The organism is Rhizobium sp. PRIMUS64, assembly GCF_023006465.1.
GTDB classification, from domain to species: domain Bacteria; phylum Pseudomonadota; class Alphaproteobacteria; order Rhizobiales; family Rhizobiaceae; genus Rhizobium; species Rhizobium leguminosarum.
This window is the reverse complement of the sequence record NZ_JALBGX010000013.1, coordinates 27,127-42,451: the sequence shown is the minus strand read 5'-3', so window position 1 is coordinate 42,451 and position 15,325 is coordinate 27,127. Positions and strand designations below refer to the sequence as shown.

The following is a 15,325-nucleotide window of genomic DNA, read 5'->3' as shown; positions in this document are numbered from 1 at the left end:
AGGGCACCTATGGGGATCAACGAATTGCCTACCAACCTCCTGGTGATTCTCTGCATTTCGCTCATTTTTCTTTCTGGTTGCGGTGGCCATCCCAAGGGCGTCCTTACGCCGATCGCCGATACCTCTTCACCTGGTTTGAGCCGGGTGAACCTCCTTGTCGCAACGACCAGGAGCCGCTCGACCGTTCCCGGCGAGATGTTCTCGGGCGAACGTGCGCTGAAGCCCACCTTTGCGGAAATGACTATCTCCATCCCACCTGACAGTGCCCGCAAGGTGGGAAGTGTCGCATGGCCAAGAAGGTTGCCTCCGAATCCTGCAAGGGATTTCGCGACGCTGAAGGCCAAGGAGATCGATATCGACGCCGCAAAATCCTGGCTCAGCGCCAGCGTGCGCAAGACACCGGATGGAAGCGTCCTGGTGTTCATCCACGGTTTCAACACGCGATTCGAAGATTCCGTCTACCGCTTTGCCCAGATCGTCCATGATTCCCGCGTCCACAGCGCGCCCATTCTCGTCACATGGCCATCGCGCGGCAGCCTGCTTGCCTATGGCTATGACCGGGAAAGTACGAACTACACCCGCAATGCGCTCGAAACGCTGTTTCAGTACCTGGCCCGCGACAAAGAGGTGAAGGAGGTTTCCATCCTCGCCCATTCGATGGGGAACTGGCTGACACTGGAGTCACTGCGTCAGATGGCCATTCGCAACGGCAGGCTGCCGGCGAAGTTCAGGAACGTCATTCTCGCCGCACCCGACGTCGATGTCGACGTGTTCAGCCAGCAGATCGTGGATATGGGCAAGCAGCACCCGCAGTTCACGCTGTTCGTATCACGAGACGACCGGGCGCTTGCCGTCTCGCGCCGCGTTTGGGGAGATGTGTCGCGCCTCGGCGCGATCGATCCGGAGCAATCGCCCTACAAGGAAGAACTGGAGATCAACAAGATCAGCGTGATCGATCTCACCAAGGTCAAGCAGGGCGACCGTCTCCACCACACGAAGTTTGCAGAATCTCCCGAGATCGTTCGGCTGATCGGTTCCAGGATTTCCGACGGGCAGACGCTGAGCGAAGACAAGGTGGGGCTGGGTGACCACATACTCGATGCGACGATCGGAACGGCCGCGGCAGCAGGTCACGCCGCCGGTCTGATCCTCACCGCCCCGGTTGCGGTCGTCGATCAGAATACAAGAGAGAATTATGGGGACAGGGCAAACGCGCTGATAGGTGGCGACAAGCGTGCCCGCACGGCGGCAACGGCCTGTGCCGCGGGACATTCGACGCAGGAATGCCAAAAGCAGTGATTGCTACCGGCGGAACACAATTTATGCGCGCTTGCGTAATGGAAATTTATTTATAATTTTATTAGTTATCTGGAATATTTTGTTTTGGGGGAACTGTCAGGCGGGATTCGCACTCGCTTGCTGATTGAGGGATAGGACATGAAAGCCATCTATATCGCCACCGTCTGCGCCGCGCTTGCGATTGCATCACCTGCCAGGACGGCCGACATCACGCCGCTGACGCCCGATGCAAAGCAGGTGGAAAGCTCAAGCGGGTGGACCTTCACGGTCGCCCCCTATTTCTGGGCGGCCGGCATCTCCGGAGATACCGCACAGTTCGGATTGCCCGAGGTCCACATGGACGCCGACTTCGGCGACCTGCTGTCAAATCTCGACTTTGCCTTCATGGCGGCAGGTGAGGCGCGTTACGACCGCTTCAGCATTTTCGGCGACGTCATCTATACCAAACTCGGGGCGGATGCGAGCACGCCTGCCGGCATCCTGGCCGACAGTGTCGACGTCACCTCGAAGACGTTTGCCGGCCTGCTCGGTGTCGGCTACTCGGTGCTGGAGAGCCCATCCGGCCACCTTGATATCGTCGGGGGTATCAGGGTCTGGTCGGTCGACACGACCATCGGATTCAACGGTGGGCTGCTCGACGGCGTGGAAGGCGACGATGGTGATACCTGGGTCGATGGCATCGCAGGTTTCCGGGGCAATTACTTCTTTACGCCGGAAATCTACATGACCGGATGGGGACTGGTCGGGGCAGGCGGCGCTGATATCGACTGGGACGTCGCATTGGCCCTCGGCTACAAATTCAACGAGACGGTGTCCGCGGTCGCGGGGTACCGGGCATTGGGGGTCAACTACAGCAACGACGGGTTCGTCTTCGACGCCGTGCAGCAAGGGCCGATCGTTGGGCTCGCTATCCATTTCTAGCGGGTGGACTTGGATGGTCGCGATGGGTCGACAAGCGGTTCTCGCACTATTCGAACAGACCGTCAGGTGAATTGTGATGCCGCGGTTCCCGCGGCACCATCAGTTCAAAGCCAGTCGGAGTTTGTCAACGAACGGCAATAGCTTGTCATCCGTCCTAAAGCGTCGATGAGAGGTCGGTCATTGAAGGGCGACCGTTACGGGAGCGGCTTCCTTGATGGCCAAATAGGGATGCAGATATGGTTGAGCTGAGCGGGTACCCGCCGCGCGATGCTCGGCGGTCATACCATGGAGGCGGCAATGGCCTTGGCATTCGGAGCAGAACACGTGCCCGACGATCTGGTGTGGATCGAGGGCCGTACGTTCACCATGGGATCGAACGACCACTATCCGGAGGAGGCGCCGGCCCACCCGGTGAAGGTCGACGGCTTCTGGATAGAGCGGACACCGGTCACGAACCGCAAGTTCATGGAATTCGTAAAGGCGACCGGACACGTGACCGTCGCCGAGAAGGTGCCCGATCCGAAGGACTATCCCGGCGCGCTGCCGGAGATGCTGAGGGCGGGATCGCTGGTGTTCACCCGGCCGAAGTCGGTGAATGGCCCCAATATCTCGCAGTGGTGGACGTTCAAGTTCGGCGCGACCTGGCGGCGGCCTCTCGGCGGTCTGAGCGATCTTCGCGGCAAGCTCGATCATCCCGTCGTCCACGTCGCGTGGTCCGACGCCAAGGCATATGCCGACTGGGCTGGCCTCGACCTGCCGACCGAAGCGGAATGGGAGCTCGCGGCGCGCGGCGGTTCGGACGACACGGAATATGCATGGGGCGACGAATTCATGCCGGACGGCGTCGCCATGGCCAACACCTGGCAAGGCGTCTTTCCCACGACGACGACAAAGCCGAAAGGCCATGAGCGCACCTCTCCCGTCGGCTTGTTTCCGGCAAACGGCTACGGCCTCCAGGACATGATCGGAAACGTCTGGGAGTGGACGTCCGACTACTGGTCGACACGCCATCCGGAGCCTGCCAGCCATTCGTGCTGCATTCCAAGCAACCCGCGCGGCGGCGATGCCGAGGCGAGCTTCGACCCCCGCCAGCCCGAGATACGCATCCATCGGCGCGTGCTGAAGGGCGGATCGCATCTCTGCGCTCCGAACTACTGCCGTCGTTATCGCCCGGCGGCTCGTCACGCCGAGCCGGAGGACACCTCCACCAGCCATGTCGGGTTCCGTTGCATCAAGAGAAAACCCGCGACCGGAGAAGCTAAGACCGCACCTTGATTTCAGAACGATACCCGTCGGACATGACATCTCCAGCGCTTGCCCTTTCGCGCTGGGGCGAGTTCAGCCTGCGGTATGGGCAGCTAATCACAATAGGTGGGATGTCGTTTCGCCCGATGGGTTGTAATTTGGCCGTCAATCTTTAGGGGCCCAAACATGAGAAACATCCTTTCGAGCGTTGGTGCGGCGGCACTCTTGCTGTCGGCAGTGAAACACCTATGCCGCCGATCTCCCGGCAGGGGCCAAGAAGGTCACGATGGAAGAGTTCAAAGCGTTTGCTGATGGCAAGCCTGTAAAGGTGGAAATTCTCGATCTGGAAAAGCCCGTGACCGCTGATCTCGTATGGAGTTGGAAGAAGGGCACCATTACCGGTAAGGCGGATGTCGGCGGCAAAATGATCGACGTGAAAACGAAACTCACGTTCAGGGGCGATAAAGCTTGTTCCAACGGTAAAGGCGAAAAGCCAAATTGCCACTTTATCTATATCGACGGGGATAAGTTCTATGAAGTTCGAGATGACATGAAAGTCCATGCAATCTCGACTGTCGGGTGAGGTTGGGGATCTCTCCGCTCACTGCCGCGGCTCAATCTGGGAGGGCTCATAGAACCCGGTGCTACCCCGCACTTCCCCCAGCCCTTATACGCGGCAAGCTGCAGCTTTCCGTCATCCGTCCAAGCGGTGTATTCGGCTTCGGCGATCAGCGTCGGCTGCGCGCCTATTGCGTGTTGCCGGATCCAGGCAGTGATCTCAGTGAACCACCGAGAGGTAGCGGATGCCGGCTTCATCAGCCGCTCTCATCAGCGCTTCCCGCGCGGCGTTTGGGGGCGTGGTGCCGCGGATGGCGTCGAGGCATGTCCTCACTGCCACGACATACTCCTCGCCATCATCCCCAGGCCATTCGGAAATGAGCATGGTGGCTGCGTCGCCGAGGGTCCTGACGACGCTGTATTTATCTTGGCCGCTCATGAGGATCCTCAGTGCGGGAAACTGATGCGATGTGTACCGATTCATGACATTTGGTCCTTGCATCATAAACATATTAGTAACTCTGCAAGAAGCGTTCCAACCGGAGCTGCAGCATGATCATCCGCAGATGGTTCCGCAAAACTGTCGGCAACTGAACGGGGAGGTCAAGTCCAATTGAAGGAATTATCCAGTCGCAGAGTGATCAAGCCGATCTACGTCAAAGCGCTGCGGAGCAGATCCGAATTGATCTTGGGGTGCTTCTCGGACGGATGATAGGCTCCAATTAGGGCCGCCGTTACCATGATCGACACCGAAGGGAATGATGCGACGATGCTCAACACGGGAACCGGAGAGTTTCGACCCGCCCAGAGGAACACAAAGCCAGCCGCGAAAGCAAAGAACCAAAAGACCAGGACTTCGCCCATTGTCCCCGCGAATACCTCCATTGCTCCAGAGGACACCGAAGCCACGGTGTCCAATCCTCCAAGCCACAACACGATGTTCATCACCATATCCGCGATGAAGGCCAATACCATCGATCCTATCAAAAGCCGTGACATCTCGTTTCTCCGTTGAAATCTTAAGTTGTTGTTTTGTCAGGCGCAGCTTTCGATCGGATTATCTGGATTGTTAAAATGCTTAGGGCTATTGCCCTCTTGTCCGATTGGGCAGCAATTCAAAGCAATGATTACACAACCAGGTGGCCGGGAACTTGTTTTAAACACATTGCCGTCCTATTGATTCTTCTATCGAAATTGCTTGTCGAGCTTGGTTTGCGCCCCGGCGTCCCAGCTGATCTTTCCTTTCAAAATCGATTTCTGCGCCGCCCGGCAGCCGCCGGAGGGTGATTGTCATGCCGGTTGAGGGGGAATCGTCATGAACGCAGGCAATTCTTTGATCGACGCAAGCCTCCGCCAAACACCCATCGCCGCTGCCTGATATGCCTTCGGTCTTTGACCGCGGATGTCAGTAGCGGCATTCCGGCTGGGTTTTCCAGCCATTGAGGAGAATTTCATGAGCAAGACCAATGCAGAGGCACTGTTGCGCAAAGCGCAGCGCCAGGTTGCCAATACCAGCGGCGGTGGCCATCTCGGCGGCACCAACTTCGGTCAGGGCAATGACGCTAAGACCTCGTCCGGAAGCGGCAATCGCCCGGCAGGCAAGGGTCGTCCACCAACTGGCGGCAAACGCTGACGACAGCGCCGCGCGTCTTTCCGATTTAAGGAATTATGCAGAGGTCGCAGCATCTCGATTGAAGACAGCCCCGCCAAAATGGCGGGGTTCTTGTTTGATAGGCCCTGAAGGGCCAGTCTCTTCTCAGCGATCCAGGAAGTGATCGAAGTAGACCTGGGGGATGGGGTACGCGTAGACGCCTCTGTCGACGAAGCTGTACCTATAGAGGCAACTTCTGAGAGCCGCATTGTAATGCAGGCTTCGCGGGTCCGGCGAGCCTCGTCGCCATGAGCCTGCTTCCGGCACGCAGCGTTGAAGCGCTTTATCGTATCGAGCCAGGAGCGCCGGGTCGGTATCGACCCGAATGCCGCTGTAGGAATGATAGTTTGAAGGAGATTCTGCGGCCGATATACAGCCGAGGCTAAGTGCAAGACCAACGACTACCATCAATCTCATCGGATTTAATTCCCCCTGATCGATTATCGAAGTATCGAGCGGAACGTTATTCGTTCCAGTGCCTGCGGGCAAGGGGACCTGCCGGCCCCCGGTCTGATCGGCCGTGACCTCGGCGGAACAGCAATCGCATAGCTGCCACCACAAAAATGGCGGCAGCCATCCGTCATCGATCAATCCAGGAGATCGGCAGGTACCTTGCCGCCATTTTCCGAAAGCCGCTTCATCAGCGCCTTGTGCAGCCACATATTCATTTTTGCGGAATCGTTGCTGTCGCCCGTATAGCCGAGTTCAGCGGCAAGTTCCTTGCGCTCGGTCAGGCTTGCATCCATCCCGACGGCTTTCATCAGGTCCACGATCGAGCGGCGCCAATCGAGCTTCTGGCCGCTCTTCTTCACTGCCGCGTCAAGGATCGGGACGATATCGACTGTGCCTGTGCCTGGAGCAGTGGCCGTGGGGGCCGGCTTGCTCTGCGGGGCAGGGGCCGCAGGCGTAGGACTGGGCGCTGCCGACGGTGAGGTAGGCGCTTGCGCCGGCTCTGTCTTCGGCGCGCCGGCAGCAACGGGTTCGGCTGCTTTCGCCTCTCCGAAAATTGCATGTTTGATCTTGTCGAAAATGCCCATTCTAAACCTCCAGTTCCATCAGATGAGAACAAGCTGAAACATGGACTTCGCGCCTGATATATCCAGACGGAAGGGGAGTTATTTTTAGCAATCTAAATCGGAGGTGGAAAAGTCAATTCGAGGGAAGGGTGTAGTCGACCTGCGCGAAAACGCTGCAAGTGGATTAATCGCCGCCAATGGTATCGCAAACTGAGATTTGCTTGCTGGCCCTAAGTTTCCTGGCGCAATGGGGGAGGAAATACACTGTCGGCTCTCCAGCCGCTGCGATATATGTTTGCTTTTGGCGCAGTCTGTCAGATAATTCGTATTTCAATAACCGTGAAACATCATCGCACGCTACCGAACCGACTTGCCGCGCCGTCTCGTGAAACATTCGTGATCCCTTCACGTTGCCTTGCCATGGACGTCCTGGAGTTGCAGGCGTCCGATCGATCGAAGGCACGCGCGTTCCTCGATTTTCGACTGCCGGACAGATCGTCCGACAGAATGGAAACGGAGGAAAACATGACCCGTAATCACAAGACACTATCCCTTGCAGTGCTCGCGTCCAGCTGCGCCCTCCTTGCCATGCCGGCAAGCGATGCGCGTGCGCTCGATGTCGGCGTGTCGGTGAATGCCGGCAATGCTGTCAGCGCCGATGTCGGCGCGTCACTCGGCGGCGGGAGTGGCATCAGCGCCGATGCCAATGCTTCCGTCGGCGGTTCGAACGGCGTCAATGCCGATGCGACCGCCAATGCTGGCGGCGGCCGGGGCATCAATGCCGATGTCAATGCACGCGTCGGCGGTTCTAGCGGAATCGATGCCAAGGCCACGGCCTCGGTTGGCAACCGTAATGACGTCGATGCCAATCTCGCCATCGGCGGGGTGGATGAAGCTGGCGGCAGCAATACCACGGCTGCGCCCGGCAGCACGCTCAGCGCGTCGCGGGCACGTACCCTGGAGGCCTTTCGCAGCATGCCTGTCAATGACCAGCGCAAGATGCTCGTCCGTTGCGCCGACATCTCCGCCTCCGGCGGTGATTCCGGCCTTGCCGGTCTCTGCAGTCTGCTGCAGGCGACCGCCTCCCGCTGAACATACAAAACCCGCCGAGCCAGCGGCTCGGCGGGTCCTTTTCAAAGGATGCTTCGATCTAAAGCATGTTGCGCAAAACTGTGCAGCAGTTTTCCGACAACGACATGCGTAAAAACAATGACCTAAAGCGCGAAGAGCGAATCTGAAAGATCGCGACGCGCTTTAGTGCAGGATCTGGCTGAGGAACAGCTTGGTGCGTTCGTGCTGCGGGTTATCGAAGAAGGCGGCCGGTTCGTTCTGTTCGACGATTTGACCCTGGTCCATGAAGATAACCCGGTTGGCGACCTGGCGGGCAAAGCCCATTTCATGCGTGACGCAGAGCATGGTCATGCCTTCTTCGGCAAGCCCCACCATGGTGTCGAGCACTTCCTTGATCATTTCGGGATCGAGTGCGGAGGTCGGCTCATCGAACAGCATGATCTTCGGGTTCATGCACAGCGACCGGGCGATCGCCACGCGCTGTTGCTGGCCGCCGGAAAGCTGTCCCGGATACTTGTTGGCCTGCTCCGGAATCTTGACCCGCTTCAGAAAATGCATGGCCACTTCTTCGGCCTGCTTCTTCGGCATCTTGCGCACCCAGATCGGCGCCAGGGTGCAGTTTTCGAGGATCGTCAGATGCGGGAAGAGGTTGAAGTGCTGGAACACCATGCCGACTTCGCGCCGCACCTCGTCGATCTTTTTCAGGTCGTTGGTGAGCTCGGTGCCGTCGACGATGATGCGACCCTTCTGATGCTCTTCCAGGCGGTTGATGCAGCGGATCATCGTCGACTTGCCCGAGCCCGACGGGCCGGCAATGACGATCCGCTCGCCGCGCATGACCTTCAGGTTGATGTCGCGCAGCACGTGGAAATCGCCGTACCACTTGTTCATGTTGACAATCTCGACCGCCACTTCCGTCGCGGAAACGGTGAGCTTTTTCGCTGGAGCTTCAGCCATGATATTTTCCCTCATTCTTATCGTTTTAGCGTTCTTATCGTTTGTGGCCGGTATCGAGATGGCGTTCCATGAAGCCTGAATAGCGCGACATGCCGAAGCAGAACAGCCAGAAGATAAAGCCCGCGAAGATCAGACCCGTGATCGGCGTGACGGCGCTTGCCCAGTTGGCATCGGAGAAGTTCAGCTTGACGATGCCAAGCAGATCGAACATGCCGATAATGGTGACCAGCGACGTGTCCTTGAAGGTTCCGATGAAGGTGTTCACGATGCTCGGGATGACCAGCTTGATGGCCTGCGGCATGATGATCAGCCGGGTCTTTTGCCAATAGCCGAGGCCAAGCGAATCGGCGCCTTCGAATTGTCCCTTCGGGATCGCCTGAAGGCCGCCGCGGATCACTTCCGCCATATAGGCCGAGGTGAAGATCGACACACCGATCAGCGCCCGAAGCAGTTTGTCCACGTTCCAGCCTGTGGGAAGGAAGAGCGGCAGCATGACACTTGCCATGAACAGAACGGTGATCAGCGGAACGCCTCGAATGACCTCGATGAAGGTAACGCAGAGCATCCGGATGACGGGCATCTTCGAGCGGCGCCCCAGCGCAAGCAGAATGCCGCAGGGTAAGGAGACGGCAATACCGACAAAGGACAGGACGAGCGTCACCATCAGCCCGCCCCAAAGCGGAGTGTCCACCACTTCGAGGCCGAAGCCGCCGTGAAGAAGCCAGAAGGCGAGGACCGGCAGAACGGCGAACAGAAGAATGGCGTTCAGGCCCTTGCGCGGCGCCGAAGGGATCAGCATCGGAACCAGCAGCAGAATGAACAGGATCCCGACGATCGCCGGTCTCCAACGCTCATCCAGCGGATAGCGGCCGAATATAAACTGATCGTACTTGGCGCTGACGAAGGCCCAGCATGCACCACTCCAGCCGTCAGGCTGAATGCCGCCCTGGATCGTCGTCGCGCAGAATGTGCGGTCCGGCCCGGTCCATACGGCCTGGATGAACAGCCAGTTGACGAGATGCGGCACGGCCCATGCGATGAGCGCAAGAGCCAGGATTGTCAGGATCACGTCCTTCGGGGTTGCCAGGAGATTGCGGCGTATCCAGGCGACGGCTCCCCTCTCGCCGGGGGGCGGTGGTTCGGCGGCAAGGATGGACGTTCTGACGAAGGGTTTATCGGCGACCGACATCTTATCTCTCCACCAGTGCCATCTTGGCATTGAACCAATTCATGAACAGCGACGTGAGAATGCTCAAGCTGAGATAGACGATACCCCAGATGCAGACAATCTCGATCGCTTGACCGCTCTGATTGAGGATCGTGCCACCGACGGCAACGAGATCCGAGAAACCGATCGCGATGGCGAGTGAGGAGTTCTTGGTCAGGTTCAGGTACTGGCTCGTCAGCGGCGGGATGATGATGCGCAGCGCCTGCGGCACCACGACAAGTCTCGTCACGCTCGACGGATGCAGCCCCAGCGCGCCGGCTGCCTCGGATTGTCCCTTTGGAACGCCACGAATGCCGCCGCGAACGATCTCGGCGATGAACGAGGCGGTATAGAAGGACAGAGCGAGAAACAGCGACATGAATTCGGGACCGACGACCGAGCCGCCCGTGAGGTTGAATTTTCCGGCAACCGGAACGTCGAAGGTGAGCGGAAAGCCGGAGACGACGAAGACCAGCAATGGCAAGCCGACGATCAGTGCAATCGATGTCCATACGGTGTGGAACGGCTGGCCGGTTGCGGCTTGGCGTTTGTGGGCCCAGCGCGCGATGATGATGGTGGCGACAATCGCAATCACCAGGGCGATGCCGACCGCTATCATACCTGTCTCGAAGATCGGCTTCGGGAAGGCCAGTCCTCTGTTGTTGAGGAACATGCTGAACGGCAGACCCACTGACTCGCGCGGCTGCGGCAAAACGGAGAGAACGCCGAGATACCAGAAAAAGATGACGAGCAGCGGCGGAATGTTGCGGAAAACCTCGACATAGACCGTGCAGAGCTTGGCAATCAGCCAATTGTGCGACAGCCGGCCGATCCCGATCAGGAAGCCGATGATGGTCGCCGTGAAGATACCGGTCACCGCCACCAGCAAGGTATTCAGAATGCCGACGACAAGTGCGCGCGCATAAGTCGAGTCACTCGAAAAGCTGATCAGCGACTGGCCGATTTCGAAACCGGCGCGACCGCGAAGGAAGCCGAAACCCGATGCCGTATTGCTGCGGGCAAGGTTCACGGCCGTGTTGTGGGCTACCCACCACACAATGCCCACGAGAATAACGATTGTTAGAACCTGGAAAAATATGCTCCGGTATTTCGGGTCGTACATTGCCGACCGGAAACTCCAGCCGGTGCCATGCAAAGGTGTCGTATCCACAGCCCCATGCGTCATGCCGCGCCAATCCCCTTGTGCCCGTTTTCGGGCTTTCTTTTTGCTTTTTGGAAGATGGGAGGGCGGCTCGGCCGCCTTCCCGGGATTTCATGCCAAAGCTCGATTAACGAACCGGCGGTGCGTACTGGATGCCGCCCTTGCTCCAGAGAGCATTCAAGCCGCGTGCGATCTTGAGCGGGCTGCCCTGGCCGATGTTGCGCTCGAAGATTTCGCCATAATTGCCGACGCCCTTGATGACGTTGGCGGCCCAATCATTGGTCAGGCCGAGATCGGTGCCAATCTTGGTGTCGGTCTCGCTGCCGAGGAAGCGCTTGATGTCCGGATTCGGCGAATTCTTCATCTCGTCGACATTTGCCTGGGTGATGCCGAACTCTTCGGCATTGATCAGCGCATAAGCCGTCCAGGAAACGATATCGAACCACTGATCATCACCTTGACGGACGGCCGGGCCAAGCGGCTCCTTGGAGATGATCTCAGGAAGGATAACGTGTTCGTCGGGATTCTTCAGCGTCAGACGCAACGAATAGAGACCGGATTGGTCGGTCGTGTAAACGTCGCAACGACCGGCGTCGTAAGCCGCGTTGACCTCAGGAAGATTTTCGAAGACGACCGGATTGTACTGCAGATTGTTCGTCTTGAAGTAATCAGCGAGGTTCAATTCGGTGGTCGTGCCCGACTGTACGCAGACTGCGGCGCCGGAGAGTTCGAGAGCCGACTTCACGTTCAAGCTCTTGCGCACCATGAAGCCCTGACCGTCATAATAGGTGACAGGACGGAAGTTGAAGCCGAGTGCGGTGTCGCGGTTGATCGTCCAGGTGGTGTTACGCGAGAGAACGTCGATTTCACCGGACTGCAGAGCGGTGAAGCGTTCCTTCGCGTTTGTCGGCGTGTACTTGACCTTGGTGGGGTCGCCGAACACGGCCGAAGCGACGGCCTTGCAGAAGTCGACGTCGAAGCCGGCCCAATTGCCGGAAGCGTCAGGTGCGGCAAAGCCGGTAAGGCCGGTATTGACGCCGCACTGAACGAAACCCTTTGCCTTGACATCTGTGAGTGTCGTGGCCGAAGCAGCCGAAGCGCCAAGAGCGAAAACTGCTGCGCCGATCGTTGCGGACAGAAGCTTGTTCTTCATTTTTCCCAACCTTTTCCGTTGTCTTGTATTTTCTTGTGGGAAGTTCCAGCGGAAAAACTCTGCCGCCTCCCCATTTTCTCGACACCCTCCCGGCGCGAGTTGTTCTATCACAGTCGCAAATGTCACCATGGTCAAGTGTCGCGGTCAATAATTGCGGCAAATTTCAGCATTTTGGTAGATTGCGCTGCGTTCGTGGGCACTTGGCTATGAAATAGGCGCCTGATTGCGGAAAAATAACGCGAAAATCGTGGCTTTCACCGCTTCGCTACGTCGCCGGCGATCAACTCCTAGGGGTTGACCTGATATGGCGGGGCGTCCAAAAGTCCGGTTTTGCGTCTCCGTCGCCAAAGGCTATTCCCGACATGAAAGACAAAGACAGCTTGCTGCAGAATGCCGGCATCAACACCCGCCTGACCCATATCGGCAACGACCCTTTCGACTATCACGGCTTCATCAACCCGCCGGTCGTGCATGCCTCGACGGTGTTGTTTCCGAATGCGCGGGCGATGGAGACGCGCACGCAGAAATACACCTACGGAACGCGCGGCACACCGACGACGGATGCGCTCTGCGAGGCGATCGACGCACTCGAAGGCTCGGCCGGCACGATCCTCGTGCCCTCGGGCCTTGCGGCCGTCACCGTTCCGTTTCTGGGTTTCGTCGCTGCCGGCGATCATGCGCTGGTGGTCGATTCGGTCTATGGCCCGACGCGCCATTTCTGCGATACGATGCTGAACCGCCTCGGTGTCGAGGTGGAATATTACGACCCGGCGGTCGGCGTCGGCATCGAGGCTCTGTTCCGGCCGAACACCAAGCTCGTTCACACCGAGGCTCCCGGCTCCAATACCTTCGAAATGCAGGATATTCCGGCGATCTCTGCGGTTGCGCACCGTCACGGCGCCGTCGTCATGATGGACAATACCTGGGCGACGCCGCTCTATTTCAGGCCGCTCGATCACGGCGTCGACATCTCGATCCATGCATCGACGAAATATCCGTCCGGCCATTCCGATATTCTGCTCGGAACGGTTTCGGCCAATGCCGAGCACTGGGAGCGGCTGAAGGAATCGAACGGTGTGCTCGGCATCTGCGGCGCACCCGATGACGCCTATCAGATCCTGCGTGGATTGCGCACCATGGGCCTGCGCCTCGAGCGGCACTATGAAAGCGCGCTTGATATCGCAGAATGGCTGGAGGGCAGGGAGGACGTCGCCCGCGTGCTGCATCCGGCCCTGCCGAGTTTCCCCTCGCACCATCTCTGGAAGCGGGATTTCAAAGGCGCCAGCGGCATCTTTTCCTTCGTGCTAGCCGCCGACGGCCCCGAAAAGTCCAGAGCAAAGGCGCACGCCTTCCTCGACGCTCTCAGGATTTTCGGTCTTGGCTATTCCTGGGGCGGCTATGAAAGCCTCGCTTTGCACGCCTATCTCAATGATCGCAAGGTCGCCAAGGCGCCGACGGACGGTCCGGTCATTCGCCTGCAAATCGGCATCGAGGACGTGGCCGACCTCAAGGCCGATATCGAACGGGGTTTTGCCGCGGCAAGCGCGGTTTGACCGGACACGCTTTGTCGTGGCTGGCAGCGCCTCACGGCAGATCGACAGCCCGATAGCCGTAGATCCAGTCGAGATCTGCCGCCAGGCTTAGCGGTGGCTTGAGGCCGAGCACGAGATCGCGGCCGATCCGGATCGGCCCTTTCGCATGATAGGCAAACCGGTTGAAGGCGCCGCGCTGGCGAAGCTTGGCGATGCGGGGCGCGCGATGTCTTTCGAACTGCGCCAGCGCTTCCGCCGCGGAGCGGTTCGAAAGAAACGCAGCGAGTTCATAGGCGTCTTCGATCGCCATCGCCGCTCCCTGGGCGGCAAAGGGCATCATCGCATGCGCGGCGTCGCCGATCAGAACCGTCTCGCGGCCATCCTGCCAGGAGCCTGTCGTGGTTTCGAACAGCGGCCAGAACGTCAGCTTCCGGTGTTTTTCGAGCAGCGAGACGATCGCGGCATTCCAGCCGGAAAGGCGCGCCCGCAGCTGCGTCCGCTGTTCTTCCGTCGCCTCGCTTTGCCAGGCCTGCGGCGCAATATTGCCGGCGGTGATCGCCACCATGTTGAAGCTGCCGGTCTCCCTTAGCGGATAGCAGACGAGATGCGCCGAACCGCCGAGAAAAGCCGAAACGCTTGCCCGGTCGAGGAAGCCGGGCGCCTCAGTTTCGGCAATCGTAAAACGGTAGGCGATATTGCCGGAAAAGCGCGGCGAGGGGCTGCCCGGAATGGATTGCCGAACCTTTGACCAGACGCCGTCCGCGCCGATCACAACATCGGCCGCGCGCTCGAAAGACGGTAGGGTCGAATCTATCCGCACGCCAAGGTGAAGCCGGCAGAGCGGATCGGCCGTAACCGCAGCCAAAAGGGCTTTCTGCAATGTGGTGCGATGCAGGACGCCATAGGGAGCGCCCCAGCGTTCTCGCGCGAATTTGCCGGCCGGCACCACCGCGAGCTGGCGCAGCGATCCGCCCGATATCAGCCGGATTGCGTCGGGCTCGAGCCAGACCTTTGACAGTCTTTCAAGGATACCGAGTTCGGCAAGGATGCACGAAGCGTTTGGCGAAACCTGTAATCCGGCGCCGACGTCCGTGAGTTCGCCCGCCTGCTCGAAGATCTCCGAACTGATGCCCCGGCGCGAAAGCGCAAGGGCAACTGTCAGCCCTGATATCCCGGCGCCGATGATGGCGGCATGTTCGACCGGCATTGTCCGTCCGATCCGGATCTGGACCGACTACGCCGCCTTCACGTGGAAAACGCAGCCGGCCGGATTGGTCTGGCTGGGCTTGAGCGTGGAATTGAAGCGATAGAGCGTCGAGCAGTAGGAACAGACCTTCTCATTGTCGTCGCCCATGTCGATGAAGATATGCGGATGATCGAAGGGAGCCGAAGCGCCGGTGCACATGAATTCCTTGACACCGACTTCGATAACGCGGTGACCGCCGTCGTTCTGGAAGTGGGGAATGTTGTGGCCGGCCATGTCGCTCTCCGAATGCTTTGAAATGTGCGCGAACCTTATAAGCCTTCGCCGCAAATGTGTAGAGCCAAACCGC

17 protein-coding genes are annotated in these 15,325 nt (G+C 58.9%); 7 read left to right on the top strand and 10 right to left on the bottom strand.

Features of this window, described 5'->3' with window-relative positions:
- Positions 1–9: 9 nt before the first annotated feature.
- The 4 genes from MOV76_RS07955 (at position 10) to MOV76_RS07940 (ending at position 4,048) form a co-directional block, all read left to right on the top strand.
- Positions 10–1,299 (top strand): alpha/beta hydrolase, encoded by a 1,290-nt coding sequence (locus MOV76_RS07955; RefSeq protein ID WP_247264259.1) that lies wholly within the window; start codon positions 10–12, stop codon positions 1,297–1,299.
- Between the two features lie 138 nt (positions 1,300–1,437).
- Positions 1,438–2,220, top strand: coding sequence for a hypothetical protein (locus tag MOV76_RS07950; RefSeq protein ID WP_247264258.1), 783 nt, complete (start codon positions 1,438–1,440; stop codon positions 2,218–2,220).
- A 297-nt stretch (positions 2,221–2,517) separates the two neighbouring features.
- Positions 2,518–3,495 carry a formylglycine-generating enzyme family protein gene (locus MOV76_RS07945; protein WP_247264257.1) on the top strand — a complete coding sequence of 326 codons (978 nt, stop codon included), beginning with the start codon at positions 2,518–2,520 and terminating at the stop codon, positions 3,493–3,495.
- 256 nt (positions 3,496–3,751) lie between these two features.
- Positions 3,752–4,048 (top strand): hypothetical protein, encoded by a 297-nt coding sequence (locus tag MOV76_RS07940; protein WP_247264256.1) that lies wholly within the window; start codon positions 3,752–3,754, stop codon positions 4,046–4,048.
- A gap of 195 nt (positions 4,049–4,243) precedes the next feature.
- Here the strand turns inward: MOV76_RS07940 and MOV76_RS07935 are convergent, their stop codons facing one another.
- Together MOV76_RS07935 and MOV76_RS07930 are read right to left on the bottom strand one after the other, a co-directional pair.
- Positions 4,244–4,534, bottom strand: coding sequence for a DUF982 domain-containing protein (locus MOV76_RS07935; RefSeq protein WP_018241867.1), 291 nt, complete (start codon positions 4,532–4,534; stop codon positions 4,244–4,246).
- A gap of 140 nt (positions 4,535–4,674) precedes the next feature.
- Positions 4,675–5,022, bottom strand: a complete 348-nt coding sequence (locus MOV76_RS07930) for a hypothetical protein (RefSeq protein ID WP_247264255.1) — start codon at positions 5,020–5,022, stop codon at positions 4,675–4,677.
- Between the two features lie 454 nt (positions 5,023–5,476).
- Here MOV76_RS07930 and MOV76_RS07925 point away from each other — a divergent pair, with 454 nt between their 5' ends.
- On the top strand, positions 5,477–5,656 hold the full coding sequence (locus MOV76_RS07925; protein ID WP_018241869.1) for a hypothetical protein: 180 nt from the start codon (positions 5,477–5,479) through the stop codon (positions 5,654–5,656).
- 123 nt (positions 5,657–5,779) lie between these two features.
- On the opposite strand, the gene MOV76_RS07920 is transcribed toward MOV76_RS07925, so the two are convergent.
- Positions 5,780–6,091: a hypothetical protein gene (locus tag MOV76_RS07920; protein WP_080764114.1), complete on the bottom strand. Its 312-nt coding sequence runs from the start codon at positions 6,089–6,091 to the stop codon at positions 5,780–5,782.
- A 170-nt stretch (positions 6,092–6,261) separates the two neighbouring features.
- Positions 6,262–6,711 (bottom strand): DUF3597 domain-containing protein, encoded by a 450-nt coding sequence (locus MOV76_RS07915; RefSeq protein WP_247264254.1) that lies wholly within the window; start codon positions 6,709–6,711, stop codon positions 6,262–6,264.
- 399 nt (positions 6,712–7,110) lie between these two features.
- On the opposite strand from MOV76_RS07915, the gene MOV76_RS07910 reads away from it, so the two are divergent.
- Positions 7,111–7,782, top strand: a complete 672-nt coding sequence (locus MOV76_RS07910; RefSeq protein ID WP_018445476.1) for a hypothetical protein — start codon at positions 7,111–7,113, stop codon at positions 7,780–7,782.
- A gap of 162 nt (positions 7,783–7,944) precedes the next feature.
- On the opposite strand, the gene MOV76_RS07905 is transcribed toward MOV76_RS07910, so the two are convergent.
- From MOV76_RS07905 to MOV76_RS07890, 4 genes are all read right to left on the bottom strand, one after another.
- A complete protein-coding gene (locus MOV76_RS07905; RefSeq protein WP_003559021.1) occupies positions 7,945–8,718 on the bottom strand; it encodes an amino acid ABC transporter ATP-binding protein in 774 nt (257 codons plus the stop codon).
- A 34-nt stretch (positions 8,719–8,752) separates the two neighbouring features.
- Positions 8,753–9,907: an amino acid ABC transporter permease gene (locus tag MOV76_RS07900; protein WP_247264253.1), complete on the bottom strand. Its 1,155-nt coding sequence runs from the start codon at positions 9,905–9,907 to the stop codon at positions 8,753–8,755.
- A gap of 1 nt (position 9,908) precedes the next feature.
- Positions 9,909–11,111 (bottom strand): amino acid ABC transporter permease, encoded by a 1,203-nt coding sequence (locus MOV76_RS07895; protein WP_026230541.1) that lies wholly within the window; start codon positions 11,109–11,111, stop codon positions 9,909–9,911.
- A 103-nt stretch (positions 11,112–11,214) separates the two neighbouring features.
- Positions 11,215–12,240, bottom strand: a complete 1,026-nt coding sequence (locus tag MOV76_RS07890; RefSeq protein ID WP_018241875.1) for an amino acid ABC transporter substrate-binding protein — start codon at positions 12,238–12,240, stop codon at positions 11,215–11,217.
- A gap of 362 nt (positions 12,241–12,602) precedes the next feature.
- On the opposite strand from MOV76_RS07890, the gene MOV76_RS07885 reads away from it, so the two are divergent.
- Positions 12,603–13,793, top strand: coding sequence for a cystathionine beta-lyase (locus MOV76_RS07885; RefSeq protein WP_247264252.1), 1,191 nt, complete (start codon positions 12,603–12,605; stop codon positions 13,791–13,793).
- A 31-nt stretch (positions 13,794–13,824) separates the two neighbouring features.
- Here MOV76_RS07885 and MOV76_RS07880 read toward each other — a convergent pair whose 3' ends face one another.
- Entirely contained in the window at positions 13,825–14,979 is a 1,155-nt protein-coding gene (locus MOV76_RS07880; RefSeq protein ID WP_247264251.1) for an FAD-dependent monooxygenase, read from the bottom strand.
- Between the two features lie 27 nt (positions 14,980–15,006).
- A complete protein-coding gene (locus MOV76_RS07875; protein WP_018241878.1) occupies positions 15,007–15,252 on the bottom strand; it encodes a zinc-finger domain-containing protein in 246 nt (81 codons plus the stop codon).
- Positions 15,253–15,325 lie beyond the last annotated feature (73 nt).

Bases quoted from the DNA above. Each gene is read 5' to 3' on its own strand.
- MOV76_RS07945 (WP_247264257.1), top strand. From the start codon at position 2,518: ATGGCCTTGGCATTCGGAGCAGAACACGTGCCCGACGATCTGGTGTGG.
- MOV76_RS07880 (WP_247264251.1), bottom strand. From the start codon at position 14,979: ATGCCGGTCGAACATGCCGCCATCATCGGCGCCGGGATATCAGGGCTG.
- MOV76_RS07955 (WP_247264259.1), top strand. From the start codon at position 10: ATGGGGATCAACGAATTGCCTACCAACCTCCTGGTGATTCTCTGCATT.
- MOV76_RS07950 (WP_247264258.1), top strand. From the start codon at position 1,438: ATGAAAGCCATCTATATCGCCACCGTCTGCGCCGCGCTTGCGATTGCA.
- MOV76_RS07905 (WP_003559021.1), bottom strand. From the start codon at position 8,718: ATGGCTGAAGCTCCAGCGAAAAAGCTCACCGTTTCCGCGACGGAAGTG.
- MOV76_RS07930 (WP_247264255.1), bottom strand. From the start codon at position 5,022: ATGTCACGGCTTTTGATAGGATCGATGGTATTGGCCTTCATCGCGGAT.
- MOV76_RS07925 (WP_018241869.1), top strand. From the start codon at position 5,477: ATGAGCAAGACCAATGCAGAGGCACTGTTGCGCAAAGCGCAGCGCCAG.
- MOV76_RS07940 (WP_247264256.1), top strand. From the start codon at position 3,752: ATGGAAGAGTTCAAAGCGTTTGCTGATGGCAAGCCTGTAAAGGTGGAA.
- MOV76_RS07915 (WP_247264254.1), bottom strand. From the start codon at position 6,711: ATGGGCATTTTCGACAAGATCAAACATGCAATTTTCGGAGAGGCGAAA.
- MOV76_RS07875 (WP_018241878.1), bottom strand. From the start codon at position 15,252: ATGGCCGGCCACAACATTCCCCACTTCCAGAACGACGGCGGTCACCGC.
- MOV76_RS07885 (WP_247264252.1), top strand. From the start codon at position 12,603: ATGAAAGACAAAGACAGCTTGCTGCAGAATGCCGGCATCAACACCCGC.
- MOV76_RS07935 (WP_018241867.1), bottom strand. From the start codon at position 4,534: ATGTTTATGATGCAAGGACCAAATGTCATGAATCGGTACACATCGCAT.
- MOV76_RS07895 (WP_026230541.1), bottom strand. From the start codon at position 11,111: ATGACGCATGGGGCTGTGGATACGACACCTTTGCATGGCACCGGCTGG.
- MOV76_RS07920 (WP_080764114.1), bottom strand. From the start codon at position 6,091: ATGAGATTGATGGTAGTCGTTGGTCTTGCACTTAGCCTCGGCTGTATA.
- MOV76_RS07900 (WP_247264253.1), bottom strand. From the start codon at position 9,907: ATGTCGGTCGCCGATAAACCCTTCGTCAGAACGTCCATCCTTGCCGCC.
- MOV76_RS07890 (WP_018241875.1), bottom strand. From the start codon at position 12,240: ATGAAGAACAAGCTTCTGTCCGCAACGATCGGCGCAGCAGTTTTCGCT.
- MOV76_RS07910 (WP_018445476.1), top strand. From the start codon at position 7,111: ATGGACGTCCTGGAGTTGCAGGCGTCCGATCGATCGAAGGCACGCGCG.